At 44.4% G+C, this 14,393-nt stretch carries 20 protein-coding genes; 4 read left to right on the forward strand and 16 right to left on the reverse strand.

The genetic code is table 11. The features are described from left to right. Positions 1-225: 225 nt before the first annotated feature. The 6 genes from OHJ21_RS09860 to OHJ21_RS09885 form a co-directional block, all read right to left on the reverse strand. Positions 226-1,116: a class I SAM-dependent methyltransferase gene (locus OHJ21_RS09860; RefSeq protein WP_100539409.1), complete on the reverse strand. Its 891-nt coding sequence runs from the start codon at positions 1,114-1,116 to the stop codon at positions 226-228. Between the two features lie 404 nt (positions 1,117-1,520). Beyond that, positions 1,521-2,363 (reverse strand): formylglycine-generating enzyme family protein, encoded by an 843-nt coding sequence (locus OHJ21_RS09865; RefSeq protein ID WP_486021026.1) that lies wholly within the window; start codon positions 2,361-2,363, stop codon positions 1,521-1,523. 284 nt (positions 2,364-2,647) lie between these two features. Beyond that, positions 2,648-3,283: a glycoside hydrolase family 11 protein gene (locus tag OHJ21_RS09870; protein WP_394055415.1), complete on the reverse strand. Its 636-nt coding sequence runs from the start codon at positions 3,281-3,283 to the stop codon at positions 2,648-2,650. A 362-nt stretch (positions 3,284-3,645) separates the two neighbouring features. Then, complete coding sequence (locus OHJ21_RS09875) at positions 3,646-4,092, reverse strand: hypothetical protein (protein WP_486019965.1); 447 nt, start codon at positions 4,090-4,092, stop codon at positions 3,646-3,648. After that, on the reverse strand, positions 4,076-4,549 hold the full coding sequence (locus OHJ21_RS09880; protein ID WP_100537474.1) for a MerR family transcriptional regulator: 474 nt from the start codon (positions 4,547-4,549) through the stop codon (positions 4,076-4,078). The genes OHJ21_RS09875 and OHJ21_RS09880 overlap by 17 nt, the downstream gene beginning before the upstream one ends. A 307-nt stretch (positions 4,550-4,856) precedes the next feature. Next, positions 4,857-5,183 carry a winged helix-turn-helix transcriptional regulator gene (locus tag OHJ21_RS09885; protein ID WP_100537475.1) on the reverse strand — a complete coding sequence of 109 codons (327 nt, stop codon included), beginning with the start codon at positions 5,181-5,183 and terminating at the stop codon, positions 4,857-4,859. 131 nt (positions 5,184-5,314) lie between these two features. Between OHJ21_RS09885 and OHJ21_RS09890 the strand changes: the two genes are divergently transcribed. Further along, positions 5,315-5,953: an NADPH-dependent F420 reductase gene (locus tag OHJ21_RS09890; RefSeq protein WP_394055410.1), complete on the forward strand. Its 639-nt coding sequence runs from the start codon at positions 5,315-5,317 to the stop codon at positions 5,951-5,953. A gap of 177 nt (positions 5,954-6,130) precedes the next feature. Here the strand turns inward: OHJ21_RS09890 and OHJ21_RS09895 are convergent, their stop codons facing one another. Then, complete coding sequence (locus OHJ21_RS09895; protein ID WP_015735743.1) at positions 6,131-6,235, reverse strand: DUF6254 family protein; 105 nt, start codon at positions 6,233-6,235, stop codon at positions 6,131-6,133. Between the two features lie 314 nt (positions 6,236-6,549). On the opposite strand from OHJ21_RS09895, the gene OHJ21_RS09900 reads away from it, so the two are divergent. Beyond that, positions 6,550-7,422 carry a hypothetical protein gene (locus OHJ21_RS09900; RefSeq protein WP_486019966.1) on the forward strand — a complete coding sequence of 291 codons (873 nt, stop codon included), beginning with the start codon at positions 6,550-6,552 and terminating at the stop codon, positions 7,420-7,422. Between the two features lie 118 nt (positions 7,423-7,540). Here OHJ21_RS09900 and OHJ21_RS09905 read toward each other — a convergent pair whose 3' ends face one another. The 7 genes from OHJ21_RS09905 to OHJ21_RS09935 all read right to left on the reverse strand — a co-directional run bounded on the left by OHJ21_RS09905 (position 7,541) and on the right by OHJ21_RS09935 (position 11,568). Continuing rightward, a complete protein-coding gene (locus tag OHJ21_RS09905; protein WP_486019967.1) occupies positions 7,541-8,098 on the reverse strand; it encodes a hypothetical protein in 558 nt (185 codons plus the stop codon). A gap of 111 nt (positions 8,099-8,209) precedes the next feature. Continuing rightward, the gene (locus OHJ21_RS09910) at positions 8,210-8,500 is read right to left on the reverse strand and encodes a hypothetical protein (protein ID WP_326113406.1); all 291 of its coding nucleotides are present in this window, start codon (positions 8,498-8,500) and stop codon (positions 8,210-8,212) included. Positions 8,501-8,709: 209 nt separating this feature from the next. Beyond that, on the reverse strand, positions 8,710-8,925 hold the full coding sequence (locus OHJ21_RS09915; protein ID WP_127593026.1) for a helix-turn-helix domain-containing protein: 216 nt from the start codon (positions 8,923-8,925) through the stop codon (positions 8,710-8,712). A 10-nt stretch (positions 8,926-8,935) separates the two neighbouring features. Continuing rightward, complete coding sequence (locus tag OHJ21_RS09920; RefSeq protein WP_100537481.1) at positions 8,936-9,418, reverse strand: DUF2975 domain-containing protein; 483 nt, start codon at positions 9,416-9,418, stop codon at positions 8,936-8,938. Positions 9,419-9,669: 251 nt separating this feature from the next. Then, positions 9,670-9,858 carry a hypothetical protein gene (locus OHJ21_RS09925; RefSeq protein WP_326113405.1) on the reverse strand — a complete coding sequence of 63 codons (189 nt, stop codon included), beginning with the start codon at positions 9,856-9,858 and terminating at the stop codon, positions 9,670-9,672. A gap of 28 nt (positions 9,859-9,886) precedes the next feature. Then, positions 9,887-11,080, reverse strand: coding sequence for an ArsA family ATPase (locus OHJ21_RS09930; RefSeq protein ID WP_486019968.1), 1,194 nt, complete (start codon positions 11,078-11,080; stop codon positions 9,887-9,889). A 65-nt stretch (positions 11,081-11,145) separates the two neighbouring features. Next, entirely contained in the window at positions 11,146-11,568 is a 423-nt protein-coding gene (locus OHJ21_RS09935; protein ID WP_326113741.1) for a MarR family winged helix-turn-helix transcriptional regulator, read from the reverse strand. A 314-nt stretch (positions 11,569-11,882) separates the two neighbouring features. On the opposite strand from OHJ21_RS09935, the gene OHJ21_RS09940 reads away from it, so the two are divergent. Further along, entirely contained in the window at positions 11,883-12,269 is a 387-nt protein-coding gene (locus OHJ21_RS09940; protein WP_100537485.1) for a class I SAM-dependent rRNA methyltransferase, read from the forward strand. 149 nt (positions 12,270-12,418) lie between these two features. Here OHJ21_RS09940 and OHJ21_RS09945 read toward each other — a convergent pair whose 3' ends face one another. Then, positions 12,419-13,333, reverse strand: coding sequence for an arginase family protein (locus tag OHJ21_RS09945; RefSeq protein WP_326120469.1), 915 nt, complete (start codon positions 13,331-13,333; stop codon positions 12,419-12,421). A gap of 106 nt (positions 13,334-13,439) precedes the next feature. Between OHJ21_RS09945 and OHJ21_RS09950 the strand changes: the two genes are divergently transcribed. Next, positions 13,440-13,781 carry a winged helix-turn-helix transcriptional regulator gene (locus OHJ21_RS09950; protein ID WP_486019969.1) on the forward strand — a complete coding sequence of 114 codons (342 nt, stop codon included), beginning with the start codon at positions 13,440-13,442 and terminating at the stop codon, positions 13,779-13,781. A gap of 71 nt (positions 13,782-13,852) precedes the next feature. Here OHJ21_RS09950 and OHJ21_RS09955 read toward each other — a convergent pair whose 3' ends face one another. Then, complete coding sequence (locus tag OHJ21_RS09955) at positions 13,853-14,329, reverse strand: GNAT family N-acetyltransferase (protein ID WP_486019970.1); 477 nt, start codon at positions 14,327-14,329, stop codon at positions 13,853-13,855. Positions 14,330-14,393 lie beyond the last annotated feature (64 nt).

Consider the following 14,393-nt stretch of genomic DNA (forward strand, 5'->3'; position numbering starts at 1 on the left):
CTCCTATCTGTACATATTTATATTACAGTGAGGTCATCATTGAAGTCACGACGAATTTGGAATTGACTTTTCTCTATTAATAAAGGCACCTCTTGCTCGATATCCAGACATGCATATTGTCATCCCTTTGAGATCTCTTTTCTATTCATGAAGACAGTTATCATTCTGTTCCTTCAATTAGAGCCGGTGTGCTGCTTCAAGATATATTTCGGCAATATTCCTGATTCAAATTTTTCTTGTGTACATGCTTTGATCCTGCAATCGAACCAGTACTTTACCATAACGACCACTCTGCCGGATGATTACTTTACCGGACGGGTACGCTTGCTCTAAATAGTCTGCAATTAACTTCCGATTCTGATCATCTGCAGGAAGACCGTGACTGCGAAGCCAGTTCATCATTTCCTGTAACGCCGCTTCTCTTGAGACTTCCGTCGTTTTCGTTTCCCGTGTTATAAGGGACTCATAGGAATAGCCTTTGAGATACAGCAAATGAAGCAAATATCCGAATTCCATGTGTTTCGATTTGAAGGGCTGACCGGTGATAAGCGGCCAGATTTCATTTACCAAACTGAGCTCCGTGGAACCTGCCGGCATACTGATATAACAATAATCCCTTGCGCATTGTAGTACCTTCTCGACGCTATCCCAATCTAGAATGACGGGACACATTGAGACAAAGACAAGATCGAAGGCATTGCTCCAGTCTCTGGCCGCCACGTCAATATCTTCAAAAGGTTCAGGCACAATCTTCACCTGGTCATCGGCGAATGTTCCGATGTTTTCCTTCAGCAGTTCGATCAACGGTGGAGAGGATTCTACGGCCGTTACGCGGGCCCCCCGCTCTGCAAACGGCACCGAAAATACGCCCGAAGCGGCGCCAATATCCAGCACAGAGGCGTTGTCGAATCGAACCCCTTGTCCTTCAAGCCAATTCATGATTCGTGTGGTCCGTTTTCTTCCCTCTTCATTAAACGATTGCTCGTTGAAAGTCTTCGCCTTATGATCAAAGGCGCGGGTCGGTTTGATTCCGGCCTTTTTCATCTTGTCCACAACGCTATCGCCATGTTCTTTCCAAGCCTTTTCCCAAATCGCTTCATTAAAAAAATCGTTCATAACCTTCATCTCGCTTTCCGCTATAGTTTCTGGTTGCGGGCGAGAAGCCCGCCGAGCCGCCATAATCGCCAGTATTGGTGATTTAAAAGACTTTAATGGATCTATATTATCCATAATTAAAGCATGTTTTCTCTCCTTCCTTCTTAAGATCGCTCTTATTTATGGATATATGATATCCATATTAAATGATTCAACCCTCGTTTGCAATGATTTCCGCCTCCATTTATTTAGTACCTCACTCCCACACGATCACAAACCATTTAACTCCAATCCATCTTTCGCATCTTCGTAATCTAGTAGGCGTCCCTGATCATGCCATTGACCGTACATTTTATTCTCTCTATTGTTTGTTATGAATTTCATCCAAAGCATAAAAATAAAAAAAGAAATATGACTATTAAATGTCATATTTCTCCGCGAACGACACGAAAACCTTGATCGGGGCCAAAGCCATTGGGATCGAACTTGCCTCGGAAGGATATCTCGTTGTTGCTAACGTCGCCGATCCACCCGCCGCCCTTTACTACTCGGAAAGAACCGCTTTGACTATCTATGTCGCCATGCCAGTCCCAGCACCACTCTCTTACGTTGCCAGACATATCGTAAATTCCCAACTCGTTGGGTTTCTGGGTACCGATCGATTTTGTTCTATTATGATTGCTCTCTATGATAGGCCAGTTCCAATCCCCAGATAGGTATTTGTCCCCGGCGTTTTTCCAATACCATGCAACCTCGTCGGCATTATTACTTCCGCTGTAGATGTAATCCTTGCTGTTCTGACCTCCGCCTGCAGCATATTCCCACTCCGCTTCTGTAGGCAATCGGTAACCGTTAGCTCCCTCATTGATCGTAACGGTCCATTTGATCTGATCGTTATCATTTCTATTCTTCGGATCTTTTTTGCCCTTGTCTATGTTGTAATACGGTTTTAAGCCCTCTTGAATGCTTCTTTGATTACAGTACTCCACAACGTCATACCAACTCACCATTTCCACCGGCAAATGGTCGCCTTTGAATGCAGAGGGATTCCTGCCCATGACTTCCACCCACTCTTTTTGAGTGACCTCATATTTGCCGATGTAAAAGTTTGATACGGTTGCATTTATTTCAGCGTAGTTAGACTGGTTGTTCTTAAAGGTCCCGCCTTCCACAAATACAAAATCATCTTTCTTCTCAGGCTTATCTTGCGAACAAGCGCCGATCACCACCATTGTTGCTATTAAAAAGAACATGCATAGCTTCCTCATTGGTATATCTCCTTTAAGCTGATAGGGAAAATGATAGGCCATAACGGCATTTAACCCGCCTCCCCTTTACGTCGAAGGCCGTTCGTCTGGCGAATAACGGCCCGCAACGTATCCGGACTAACGCGGAGAACAGAGGGGAACGGTCCATCCGACTGTTTCCCTGTCAAGGATTGCTGATTCCAACTCGCTGGATTCGTTTAAACCATTTCGGTCGCTCGAACCGGGCTTATCGTGAAAGACGTTCCCCACCGTGCCCCTTGGTTGAGTTTACTGATGGCGATTGGTTACCACACTGTTACGTTAGAGCTTCCGCTACTTTGATAACCCTCTGTAGCTAACACCTGATATGACCAGCTGCTTCCCAGATTCATTCCCTTGCTAGCCCATGCGTTCACGTGGTTGCTGAACGTAATGGAGGAGTTGACCCCGGTTGCTCTTTTCGATTGTCGAACACTCCAGTACTGGGCAAACGTTTGAGTTCCGTCAATGGAAGGCGCGTTGTATCGCATGGTCGTATAGATGTCATATGTGCCCCCATCACTTGTCACCGTCCCTTTATGTGTCCCTGTAGGCCGATAAGTACCCCAGCTATCCACGACGTAATATTCAATGAGTGCGTTTCTCGTCCATCCGTAGAGAGTCAAATACCCATTGCCGGAAGGCGCCCAGACGCCGGCATTGTAGTTAATTGTTCGGTTAGGCGATCCGGTATTCCAGCCTTTGCCGACGACGAAATTCCCGGTATTTTGCCATGTCACGCTGTAATTACCGCCGGAGCCGTTTACAGCATTAACCGTTCCGCCGCCATCGGTCCAATTTTGCCAATAGTCGGTTGCTGCACTTGAGGTTGTTGCAAACAAACCAAAACTCATGGTAGCTGCAAGAATAACCGTCATCATTTTCCTACTGAACTTAAACATAATCTACCTCCTCATATTGTTGAATTATTTTTTCCTTTTACCTCCTTTCTAAGTAAATTATAGGATGATAGCGATTACATAACACTTAGCAAATTAAACATGATATCTAGATTATTTTACAATTTTAGGAACTAATAACCGAACATGGAATAGGACGAAAATGATTAGCCAAGATGAAAAGATTATTACAATAAAGAAGACTGCCGGGAATTTCGCCGACAGTCTTTCTCTTCAACATAGTTATCTCTTTATCCTTTTCACTGGACCACCCGGGAAAGGATCGTCTTTTCAATGGATTATCACGGTCTTTTCCATCCACGGCTGATAGCTGCCAGCGAAGCTTTCTCCCGGCTTGGTACCCTTCACTCCACTTGACCGGATTGCGGCGTCTGATCTCCGAACCCCTTTGGCTTCCTTCTTATGCCCATAATGATGAAGATGACATAGATTATGATCGCAATCGAATCGATTAGCGTATCCGTGAGTGCCGATACGTCTTGTAATGCTGTTATGCCAAGAATGACGATCAACCGGATGATTAGAAGCGACACGATGGTCCATGCGGCATACCGGATCTTCAATCGCTCGCTTTGGAATGACATGAAAATGAACACGATGCCGAAGACCAGATTTTCCGCCGTGATGATATGCCAGACATACATGAATACTATTCGGTTGTCCAACGTGATCGCACTCACATCAAGCGTCGGCAGTACAGCGGTTTGCCCGTTCCATGCGTGCGTAAAGGCAAACAGTATCGCCAGAATGCCAGCGATCAGAAAATAAAAATTCCTAACCTTGATGCCCATGACATCCCTCCTCGGATATTCCTGGTTCCTTCTTGCGAATAGACCGGTAAAGCTCACGAACGATTTCTGCCAGCCGTTGGTCGCTTTCTTGATTAAAGTCCCTTAGCGTTTCGGCTGCTACGTCGAGCAATTGACTGACCTTTTCCAGATGGGCCATTTTCCTACGCGTTTCTGCATTCTTGGCATCGAGGAACGAAGCAACCTCACGGCAATAAGCAGGGTCTACATTCTCCATTCTGTGGAATCCAAACGTTCCCTTGATTTCGTCAAGAGTGAAGTCTGCATACTGCATGATTTGAATATTCATCAAATCGATGAGATCGTTCTTCGAATACCTGCGGTACCGATTGTCTTCACGGGACGGCGATACGATTCCAATCCGGTCATAATACCGAAGCGTATCCTTTGGAATCCCAAGTAACTGCGAAACCTCTTGTATAGAATAAAGTTTTTCCATGAATTCAAAGTAACATTGGAGTAAGCTCCAATGTCAAGATGTTTTTCTATATTTATCTTTCGACACATTTCATTTGTCAGCCCATTTCGACTGAAACGGATCCTCGCTCATCCATTCACTTGCTCTTCTGAAAAATAAAATCCTTCTAAGTGACTCTAATGTTATATAGAGAAGAGAGTCCGATCTATCTCGATCGGACTCTCTTCTTTGTTCAGCAGTTTAAACCATTGCGTCCCTTTATTGGCGAGCGCTTGATAGCTTCAATCAAGCTCGAGGCCATGTTGCTGTCTTTTTTTGCGCCTGTATCTCACATTTCGGATAGGATGTGCTTTTTCCCCCACTCGCTCATCGTATCTAGAAATTCAATCATGGTTCGTCCCTTCGGTGTCAGCGTATATTCGACTCTAGGCCGAGGCTCCGGATACGATTTTCTATCGATGATTCCATCTCGCTCAAGCTCTCGAAGCTGCTCAGTCAATATTTTCTTCGAAATGGCTGGTAAATGCCGTTGCAATTCGCTATACCGAACGGGTATTGAGCTTTTAAACAAATATCTATAGATTGGAATTTTCCATCTCCCGCTTAACATGGAAATTACGATTTCAACCGGACATTCATTTCGTTGTACAGGCATTCGTTTTCCCCTCCATTTTTATCCATAGTGTATCATGGTTCTTTAAGTTAAAGCTTGGATACAAAAAAGTGCCTAATTGTTATCGATATTTAAAAGAGAATACAATCACACTTAAAAAGGAGTTGATATCCATGCGAATTGGAATCCTCGGAGCGGGAAATGTAGGTCAATCATTAGGAAAAGGACTTGCGAAATCAGGTCATCAAATTCTCATCAGTAGTCGAACACCTCATAGCGAGAAACGCAATCTTTGGAAACACGAGGTAGGTGATGCGGGGGATATTGCATCATTTGCTGAAGCAGCTCAATTTGGCGAGGTTATTATTGCGGCTCTCCCTTGGTCCAGTATGATAGAAGTGATTGAAACCATCGATCCTGTGTATCTAAAAAGCAAAACGGTTATTGATGTAAGCAATGCCGTCCATTTTGACAATGGCCCGCGCTTGCTCCTTACAAATACTTCAGCAGGAGAAGTCATCCAATCCATTTTACCAGAGAGTCATGTTGTTAAGACACTGAATACAGTTAGCGATAAAGTCATGAGTCATCCCCAATATAAAGAAGGTTCACCGATCATGTTCGTATCCGGAAACCATGCACCTTCCAAAGATCAGGTCAAGGTACTTCTTCACGATCTCGGCTGGTCAACGATCGTTGATTTAGGTGATATTCGGCAAAGCTCTCTACAAGAATCCATTATGCTTGCATGCGTGATTAGTGAAATTCAATTGCAATCGCCAGGATCATCCTTTGCCTTATTAAGACAATGAGTATTACCCTTCATTGATTATGTATGCTCAAATTAATTGGCGAACGGCCAAGAAGCTTAGAGATATTTTGTGGGCAAGTAGAAAGTAAATCACAATATCTAATGATTTCTACAAGAAAGAAGACTGCCGGTATTTTACACCGACAGTCTTTCGCTTCCAAGTAGTATACGCTTCATTCTATTCGCTGGACAATTCCTTGAGCGATTTGATTTTACCATGGGGATGCTGTTCTTGCTTTCGTGACTTCCAGGCAGCTTCTTTCCTTCTCTTCTGGTGAGCCATGACAGAAATCCTCCTTTGGAAAATGAAATGTATACCACTTTCTTATATTGTCATTCCTCGGCTCTGTTCATTCATGAAATTCATCCTCGTGGACGCAGACCAAAGCGCTTCTAGTGATGATGAATGCTGGTCAGCTTGGAGTAACGTCCGATCCAGTCCCCTGCTATATTTTAATGTACTTTTGAGGCTGATCCACAAGCGACTTACAAGAATAGAAATATAGTACGTTTCCCGTTACTATTATAATGGAATATGGCAACCCAAGGTTGTCAGATGAGTGGGTGTATTCCCGGCTCGATTGAAAGGAGTTATCCATGAATAACAAGCTGATACGCGTTTTGAAAAAGCTGTACCACCACTCGAATAATAACTATGACCCGGAACGCGAGGTTTCCATCTATAAGACGGATACACTTGCTCCGGCCGAGCAGGAGCTGCTCCACGCCAGCGGGTGGGTCCCAAACGATCTGCAATACATCCGTCATGACGAGATCATCGACAAGCTGATCGAGCTCCAGTCAAACCCCATCCTTTCCTGGAGCAGCGTTGGCAGCGCCTTTGTCGCCGGGGTTGGCGGGAGTTACCCGCGAGCCATATCCTCGCTGGCCAGTTACCATTCCATGATACACGCTCGAGCGCATGCGTATGAGGAATCTGAGCGAGTTCTTGCCTGCAGGGTGTGCGCATTCAGTCATCGTGACGAAGGCTGGGACAACCTGTCCTACATCCGTTATGCGATGCATCTGGGCAATAATTACAGCGGATCGAGCTTCGGCGCGTATGTAGACATGACCGAGTTCGTCAATCTGCTGGAGGAAGACGCTATTCAACCAACGGAAGAAGACAAGCAGGCCTTCAGCCACCTGCTGCATAGTCTGGACCGGGCGGAAGCGGGCGAAACACCAGGGAAATACGAGAAACGGCTCACGTCCGAGAAAATCATCAAAGGGCATAGCGGCATACGCCGTGGTATGCTCCAGGCGTTAGCTATGGTCGGCGTGCTCCCCAACCGCGTCCTGGAGCTTGCCCCCGATCGCTGGACGAACATGGAGTCGATCATCAACGCCGAGTTCAGTCTGGACAACACCAAGGGCCGTTCCGACATGGAGATGCCTTGGGCTGGCTGGCAAGGCAGTCTGGGCGTGGATTGGAATAAGGCTCGAACAATCTTCGGCGAGTGGGTTTAAGTAACTGCTTTTTGCGATCTACACACCTAAAATAAAGGCAGCCCATCATACTGCCCCGGCTGCCTTCAACTTATTCTTCAGTAATGGTTTCCATTAGCTTAGTTTGCTTAACAAGGGATTATATCTTTTCCTTTTCTTTCATCCATTCTTTGTATTCTGGTAAAGTATATTCGTCAGTTTTTACGACGGTCCAATGATTATTCTTACGTTCTAAGAAGACCTTTATTAAATATTCTCCTCCGGACTCATCAAAATCATCTCTCAAATAAATCATACTTGCATGGATAAGAACTTCCACTTCATTATCGTTTATCGTTTTCACTTTCATTCGTTCATAACCTTCAATATTATAATTAGCATCCAACAAATGAACATGTTGATTTAAGGATTCAACCTCATTCTTCTCAACATTGACTCCTTGTTTGTGGTCCATATTCTCTTTTAGATCTGGGTAATGATCCCACAGAATATGAATATCCTTGTTAAGCACGGCTTGTGTTCTATAATACATGTACTCTCTGACTGGCGTTATGTATTTCACCCAATCCGAAGGTTCCGGCTCCACAAAACCATCTAGACCTGAATCAGTAGTGAGGTTTTCTGTTTGCGTTGTATTTTGCTGACACCCGATTAAAGATACGAATAGTACAATCAATATACCTCTTAAAAGAATCATCATATTCGCCCCCTTCATTATATGACGAGCTTCATCTCCATAAGTTCAAAGTTGAATTTTCCTTTGCTCTCCTAACCGTTAGTTGAATATCTTTACACATGGATGCACTCCTTAAGTAAAGTGCGGAAACCGATCGCACATAAAAAGGGACAATGCTTCCTTTATGTTTTTATTCCGGCTCATATATTTTAGTAGAATAACTGAGGTAAGTACGGTTTTATGATCTTCGATCCGAATATTCCAGGACGATGGCTCCTCAAGGTTCTTATTTTCCCTAACGATGCCATATGCTACACCTAACTTGTCAATCATCTTGTGAAGAAGCTGATCCACTTCGCTGAGCCATTGATCATTATCATTCTCACTATTTTCCTGAGTATTTCCCTCATTGCAGTCGCCCATCACACCTTACCCTCCTCATGTACACATGATAGCTGTTGTTCTCGACAACCATTCTACCACATATTAGGAACCGTGATCCTGGCCTGCTTAGCAAACTAAACGGCCTGCCAGCTTTGTTTCTCATCAGACCTCCATCCCATCGGTTATGAATCGCAAAAAAAAAATCGCCAAAATGGCGACTTTTTTAGATCCCTGCTTTATGATGATCCTTACGTGTTCTCTTCACTTTGGTATTCTAAAATATCTCCAGGTTGGCATTCCAGCGCTTTGCAAATGGCTTCTAAAGTTGAAAGCCTAATGGCCTTGGCCTTTCCATTTTTCAATATAGAAAGGTTCGCCATGGTTATTCCAACCCTCTCCGAAAGTTCGGTTACGCTCATTTTTCGTTTAGCCAGCATGACATCAATATTGATTATAATCGCCATCGTTATCACCTCAGACCGTCAAATCGTTTTCAGATTTTATATCAATTGCCTCTTTTAGAAGCTTTTGAAGAACAGCAGCAAAAACGGCAATCACCATGGACGCAAAGATCAGGGCCATTCCGATGAGTATAATACCTGGGGCATCGTCTTTCTCCGCGATCAGGTAGAAGAGCGGCATGCCTACCACAAACAAGCTGCTGATTATGACTGCACAGTTTTTTATATTCTTTAGAACGCGTACGGATAATTCCGAGAAAGCTTTGTTCTTATCAATATAGCCTAGAAGCTTATAAGCTTGATACAAAGCAAAGTAAAAAGGTATCGCCGTTGCATACAAATCGATGAAAACGAGATATTTCAAATAAGTATGATCTGGATACAATTCTGCCATAAAATTCGCTATCTCTGGTACCACAAATACGCACAAAGCAAGAACTGGAATCCCAATCAGAATAACAGCAATCCTTAAAAAGAGTGTGGATCCTCGTTTCATAAAAAAGCACCTCACTTGATATTTATGAATTTGATTTTATCAACTAATTTATCGTTTTGCAATAAATATTTGATGTTTTTTATTATATTTATATTGTTATAAAGATGTCCCAATGATTTTTGACAATAATAAAAAGCATTCCTTATGACAAAGAAATGCTTTACTTTTATTTTTGACTCGGCAAGTTGAAGACCATCCCCAAGGCAAAGGAATGGCCTTCATTTGAATCTGCTTTTTTTTACGAGCAATCGCTATTCCTTTGATATATTGATTTTGCGGGCAACAGGAGTAGTTTTTTCCTCCTCCATCGTGTCGATGACACTGTCGATCACGGATCGCGAAGCAAGCAGCCATTCCTTAACCGCGTTTTTTACATGCTTCTTGGCTTGATGCCGCTCCAAGTTCTCCAATAAAAACTCCAATCGAGGCATTCTTTCCATCACTCGTTCCCTCCTAAGCACTCGCTTTTCATTGATCCTTCGCACTCATTTCCAATTCCCGCTTGCCAAAACGAATGCTAAGCCGATCCTCCGCATACCTCGCGCCTACAACTTGGCGTCCCATCAACGTTCTTGGTAAAATGACCTTGCGTTTATAAGCACCGGCATCTACCGTCAATTCATCGCCCGTCTGCATTAGATTTAGATCTTTCTTATCGATAAAGGGAATCATCAGCTCCAACAGCATCTCTCCCTCCTCTTCCCGAATTGTCTCCGTTATGCCATGGTAAAACATTGCAGAAGGATCCCGATCCACATAGACGATATCCGCTAATTCTTTAAGAATGGGGAGTCCGATAACTTCCTTTTGCATCATAGGTGCTTTCAGAATCGGAAGCGGCTGGAAGTTCAATACGATTTCTTCCTCGTATTTCTTTTGAATGTCCCGCCAATGTGCGAAAAATCCTTCTCCCGCCTCATCCGGCAGCACCCGATTAACGATCACCGCATCCGTATTGAACCCGAACAAATTCAAATATGTAAAGGAGCGCTTCGCTTCGGCAAGAACCATCTTTTCGGGATTCAGCACGATTCTAACCGACGTGATCTCCGGATCCAGAACGAGCCGCTGCATATCCTCCAAACCGCGTGCCAAACGCTCGATACTGTCCAGCACGTCATCTGAAGGAAGCTCTATATCCTTTACAATTTTGGCTACCGGCCGCACAAGCTTGATCAATTTGCGTTCGGTCGGGAATATTTTCTCGAGCCACCAATTCAATACGTTCGGGTAGCTTAGCAGACGAAGCGTCTCTCCGGTCGGGGCGCAATCCACCACCATTACGTCATATTGTCCGCTTTCCGCGTATTCCTTGATTTTCAGTAAACTGAAGAGCTCCTCCATGCCTGGAAACACAAGCATTTCTTCTGTCGTGACATCTTTCAGCTGCGCTTTGTCGAGTAATTTGGTGAGCCAGACTTGGACGGTTCCCCAATTGCGCTCCGTCTCGCGGATGGCGTTCACTTCCTGTCCCCACAAGTTGTCGCTGATTTGGACGGGATCCGGCCCGATCGGTACCGCCAGCGAATCCGCTAAACTATGTGCCGCATCTGTGCTCAGAATAAGAGTTCTTTTTCCTTGTTCTGCCATTTTCACTGCCGTTGCCGCCGCAATACTCGTCTTGCCGACGCCGCCTTTACCTGTGTAGATAATGATCCTCATGTCCACCCGCTCCTTTTAGTACGATTTCGTAGTAATTCGCCGGAAAAAATCCGGTTTAAAACCGGTTATTCCTCAATCTGAATCTTTATGGGAAGGCGCTTTACTTCTTGAGGTGTAACAGGTCCCCCATCCTGGAAAACCCTGGCTGCCTTGAACAGGAGTGTTGTGAATTGCTCCAGTTCTTCCGGCGTAAATGCCGCCTCCAATCTGCCCAGCATCGCCATCATGATTTGCTCCCATTCTTTCGCCAGCTGCAGACCTTCCTGCGTCAGCGTGACGAGCTTAACCCGTTGGTCTTGTGCAGACGTAGCTCGTGCGATCAAGCCTTTACGTTCAAGCCGCTTAGCAATGCTTGTCATTGAACTTAGTGGTGCCCCCATCTCGGCGGCCAACTCAGACATGGTCAAATCCCCTCGGAGGAGCAATATGAGCAGTGTTGACATATCTGAACGAGTCACTTTTTGTTCAAGTTGAAGCGTATCGGTCATAAAAGCAAACGGACGCAGACCGGTCTTGAGGAAAAGGTCATATAGGTGTTTTATACCGGTCACTCCCTATCGTACGATTTCGTAATAATACTTCTGCGACCATTTTAATACGATTTCGTATTAATTTCAATAACCTATAGGATTTTTTTCTTGAACCAAGTAATAGCTTGGCATCGACACCTTTTGCATCACGTGATTAAGCATTCAGACAGGCAGGCAAAATTCCTCATTGACACGCTTTCGTATCGGATGGTAAATTGAACCCAGTAAATTACTACGAAATCGTACTAATGGGATGCTGGAGGTGTATGAATATGGACTTGAATAGTATTCTATTGACAGCGGCCGGTGCCATCGGCGGCGTCACGGCGGTGATTCACGGTATATTGATGAAACGGCTTATTATCAGGCCAATCGAGGCGAATTTTGCAGCGAATGGGCGGATCTCTGGACCGCTGCAAAAGCTTGTGGCACTGCTATTACAATTTAGCACTTTCAACTGGTTGCTGAGCGGACTCGCCTTAATCGCCGCAGCCATCTGGATTGAACAGGACGCAAGGCTCGTGATTAGCCTGCTTGCCGGTAGTTCTTTTTTGTATGGTGCGATCATTTCTCATTGGGCCATTCGCCGCCCTCATCCTGGCGGGATCTTGATGAGCGCTGCGTGCATTCTCATCGTTTTGGGACTAACGGTAGGTTAGACTCGGATTACTTTCAAGTTCCCTCCAATCGCATCAATCATGAAAAAGTTCCAATATTCTTTCCACCACATAAAAATACACCCTAAAATGCATGGGTGTATTTTTTATGATTTTGCCGTTCATTATTCTATTAAATTTTATCGATGCCTTTAGTTATTTAAAATAGGTATTTCTCCAAGGAGATTCTTCAGGTTGATGGAGTCCCACGGCAAATGCTCTGTTATACCTAACCCAACGACATCTGTCACTTCAGATAATTCCTTAATCAAACTCAGTAGTTGAGGCATTTGCATGGTTCCCTTAGGAGATAAATGAAAGGGTTCTTCAGGGTTGGCGAATAATAAAGAACGGAATGCATTTGGATCAAGCACGTCTAGATCAAGGTGAATAGCCAGGTGCTTAATGCCGCTTTGTTTGATCCATTTTTTTATAGATTCAGTGCTGCTCGCTAACTCTTTCGTTCCAGCCGTTCGAATACCAAGTCTTTGAATCATTTCCGTGTCTGGTTCTGTAGGTGCAACACCTAGTCTTTGAAACGCTTCTGAGATCACTGCAACTTCTTCTTCTGTAGGAGCCGCTAATCCTGCAATAAAGACGTTTTCAGGTTTAAGCGGGGTTTTCACATGTTTTGCGAACTCCTCATCTCCTTCACCCAAAAGATTCCCGAGAGGCAATGCGTGTCCGTTATCATACCCGACATAATTGACCAAATCAGAGTGAGCATCGATCCATATTAAACCTAACTCCCCGCCGTACCGTTCGTTTAAATAGGCAAACGGAGCTTGTTCAACCAGACAATCACCACCAAACATAACAATGCGATCCGGCTTATGAGCCTCAATAAGATGATGAGCAGCCTCTAGCTGTTCAAGCAGCTGCTTTCTTCCATTCATGCCGTTCTCGTTTTCAAGCGGAGTTCCATCATAAGCTTGAACGGGTACGTGGATAAGGGGTTGATCACTTTCGGGAGCTAGCCAAGCAAGCAGCTCGGCTCCAAAAGAGTAGTTCGGGTTGTTTCCTCCTTGCCATTGTGGCATTAGCAGTCGTATTGTTTTTGTAGTCATTTGTTTCTCTCCTTTACATCAAAGTAAGCTTAGTATAGACTGAGCACAAATAAAAAAGTAGTACGCACAATTATGATAGGTACTACCCGAAAGGATAGTGTAAAGTATGAGTATGGCTGAATATAAAGGTAAAGTTAAGAATGTTCAAGATACACCTTTTGGTTATACCATTTCGATTATTGGGGGTAAGTGGAAGATGGTTATTATGTACCTCTTGGCAGAAAACCAACCGGTTCGATTTAATGATCTGAAGAGACAAATTGGAGCGATTACTTACAAAACATTGAGCGCACAACTCAAAGAATTGGAAGCGGATGGTCTGGTGACACGGAAAGAGTATCCTCAAGTTCCCCCCAAAGTCGAGTACAGTCTTACAGATAAAGCGGAAACACTATTACCCGTTTTGGAACAGTTATGTGAGTGGGGAGCAAAAAACCAACATCATTAATTCCATTTCTGCGATTGCAAAAAAGCCGCATAACATGCGGCTTTCAAAGGTTGATCCATTGAAGCAGTGAATCAAAGTCGTAAAACGGTTATTTGCTCGTTTTCGATAATTTCGCCGTTGTCACGGAAGCCGTAGCTTTCATAAAGCTTTTTGACGGCCGCGTTCTCAGCCTTATAAGGAATCCAGCAGAATTGTGCGGGCCCTGCCGGAAAGGTGCGGATAAATTCCAGGATTTTTTTCATGGCTTCCCGACCATAACCTCTGTTCTGGTATTGCTTGTCAATCATCAGCCGCAGAATGCAATAGCTGTCGTCTGCGATTGTCGGGAGATCGTATCCGGTGATTCTATAAGTAATCATAACAAAACCGACTGGCTGTTCATCCGCGTATATGGCAAATGGGAATGGATGTCCCTCATTGGTTGCAAGGACATAACACGAAGCCACGCTCGACAAATTGGACGCTACGAAGCGCCGTTGATCTTCTGAGACCTCCAGATTAAATATGGCACGTCGGTTTTCTAACGTGATTTTCCTGAGAGTAATCATGCAAGGTTTCTCCCTTCAGTATCTTGGGTTGATCGTTTTTGCGCCGCGGTCGCTTATATAACAT

It is taken from the genome of Virgibacillus sp. LDC1 (genome assembly GCF_025792345.1).
Taxonomy (GTDB): domain Bacteria; phylum Bacillota; class Bacilli; order Paenibacillales; family Paenibacillaceae; genus Paenibacillus_AQ; species Paenibacillus_AQ lautus.

Excerpts from the sequence above, each read along its gene's own strand:
- OHJ21_RS09860 (WP_100539409.1), bottom strand. The coding sequence starts at position 1,116 with ATGAACGATTTTTTTAATGAAGCGATTTGGGAAAAGGCTTGGAAAGAA.
- OHJ21_RS09865 (WP_486021026.1), bottom strand. The coding sequence starts at position 2,363 with ATGAGGAAGCTATGCATGTTCTTTTTAATAGCAACAATGGTGGTGATC.
- OHJ21_RS09870 (WP_394055415.1), bottom strand. The coding sequence starts at position 3,283 with ATGTTTAAGTTCAGTAGGAAAATGATGACGGTTATTCTTGCAGCTACC.
- OHJ21_RS09875 (WP_486019965.1), bottom strand. The coding sequence starts at position 4,092 with ATGGGCATCAAGGTTAGGAATTTTTATTTTCTGATCGCTGGCATTCTG.
- OHJ21_RS09880 (WP_100537474.1), bottom strand. The coding sequence starts at position 4,549 with ATGGAAAAACTTTATTCTATACAAGAGGTTTCGCAGTTACTTGGGATT.
- OHJ21_RS09885 (WP_100537475.1), bottom strand. The coding sequence starts at position 5,183 with ATGCCTGTACAACGAAATGAATGTCCGGTTGAAATCGTAATTTCCATG.
- OHJ21_RS09890 (WP_394055410.1), top strand. The coding sequence starts at position 5,315 with ATGCGAATTGGAATCCTCGGAGCGGGAAATGTAGGTCAATCATTAGGA.
- OHJ21_RS09895 (WP_015735743.1), bottom strand. The coding sequence starts at position 6,235 with ATGGCTCACCAGAAGAGAAGGAAAGAAGCTGCCTGGAAGTCACGAAAG.
- OHJ21_RS09900 (WP_486019966.1), top strand. The coding sequence starts at position 6,550 with ATGAATAACAAGCTGATACGCGTTTTGAAAAAGCTGTACCACCACTCG.
- OHJ21_RS09905 (WP_486019967.1), bottom strand. The coding sequence starts at position 8,098 with ATGATTCTTTTAAGAGGTATATTGATTGTACTATTCGTATCTTTAATC.
- OHJ21_RS09910 (WP_326113406.1), bottom strand. The coding sequence starts at position 8,500 with ATGGGCGACTGCAATGAGGGAAATACTCAGGAAAATAGTGAGAATGAT.
- OHJ21_RS09915 (WP_127593026.1), bottom strand. The coding sequence starts at position 8,925 with ATGGCGATTATAATCAATATTGATGTCATGCTGGCTAAACGAAAAATG.
- OHJ21_RS09920 (WP_100537481.1), bottom strand. The coding sequence starts at position 9,418 with ATGAAACGAGGATCCACACTCTTTTTAAGGATTGCTGTTATTCTGATT.
- OHJ21_RS09925 (WP_326113405.1), bottom strand. The coding sequence starts at position 9,858 with ATGGAAAGAATGCCTCGATTGGAGTTTTTATTGGAGAACTTGGAGCGG.
- OHJ21_RS09930 (WP_486019968.1), bottom strand. The coding sequence starts at position 11,080 with ATGAGGATCATTATCTACACAGGTAAAGGCGGCGTCGGCAAGACGAGT.
- OHJ21_RS09935 (WP_326113741.1), bottom strand. The coding sequence starts at position 11,568 with ATGACCGATACGCTTCAACTTGAACAAAAAGTGACTCGTTCAGATATG.
- OHJ21_RS09940 (WP_100537485.1), top strand. The coding sequence starts at position 11,883 with ATGGACTTGAATAGTATTCTATTGACAGCGGCCGGTGCCATCGGCGGC.
- OHJ21_RS09945 (WP_326120469.1), bottom strand. The coding sequence starts at position 13,333 with ATGACTACAAAAACAATACGACTGCTAATGCCACAATGGCAAGGAGGA.
- OHJ21_RS09950 (WP_486019969.1), top strand. The coding sequence starts at position 13,440 with ATGAGTATGGCTGAATATAAAGGTAAAGTTAAGAATGTTCAAGATACA.
- OHJ21_RS09955 (WP_486019970.1), bottom strand. The coding sequence starts at position 14,329 with ATGATTACTCTCAGGAAAATCACGTTAGAAAACCGACGTGCCATATTT.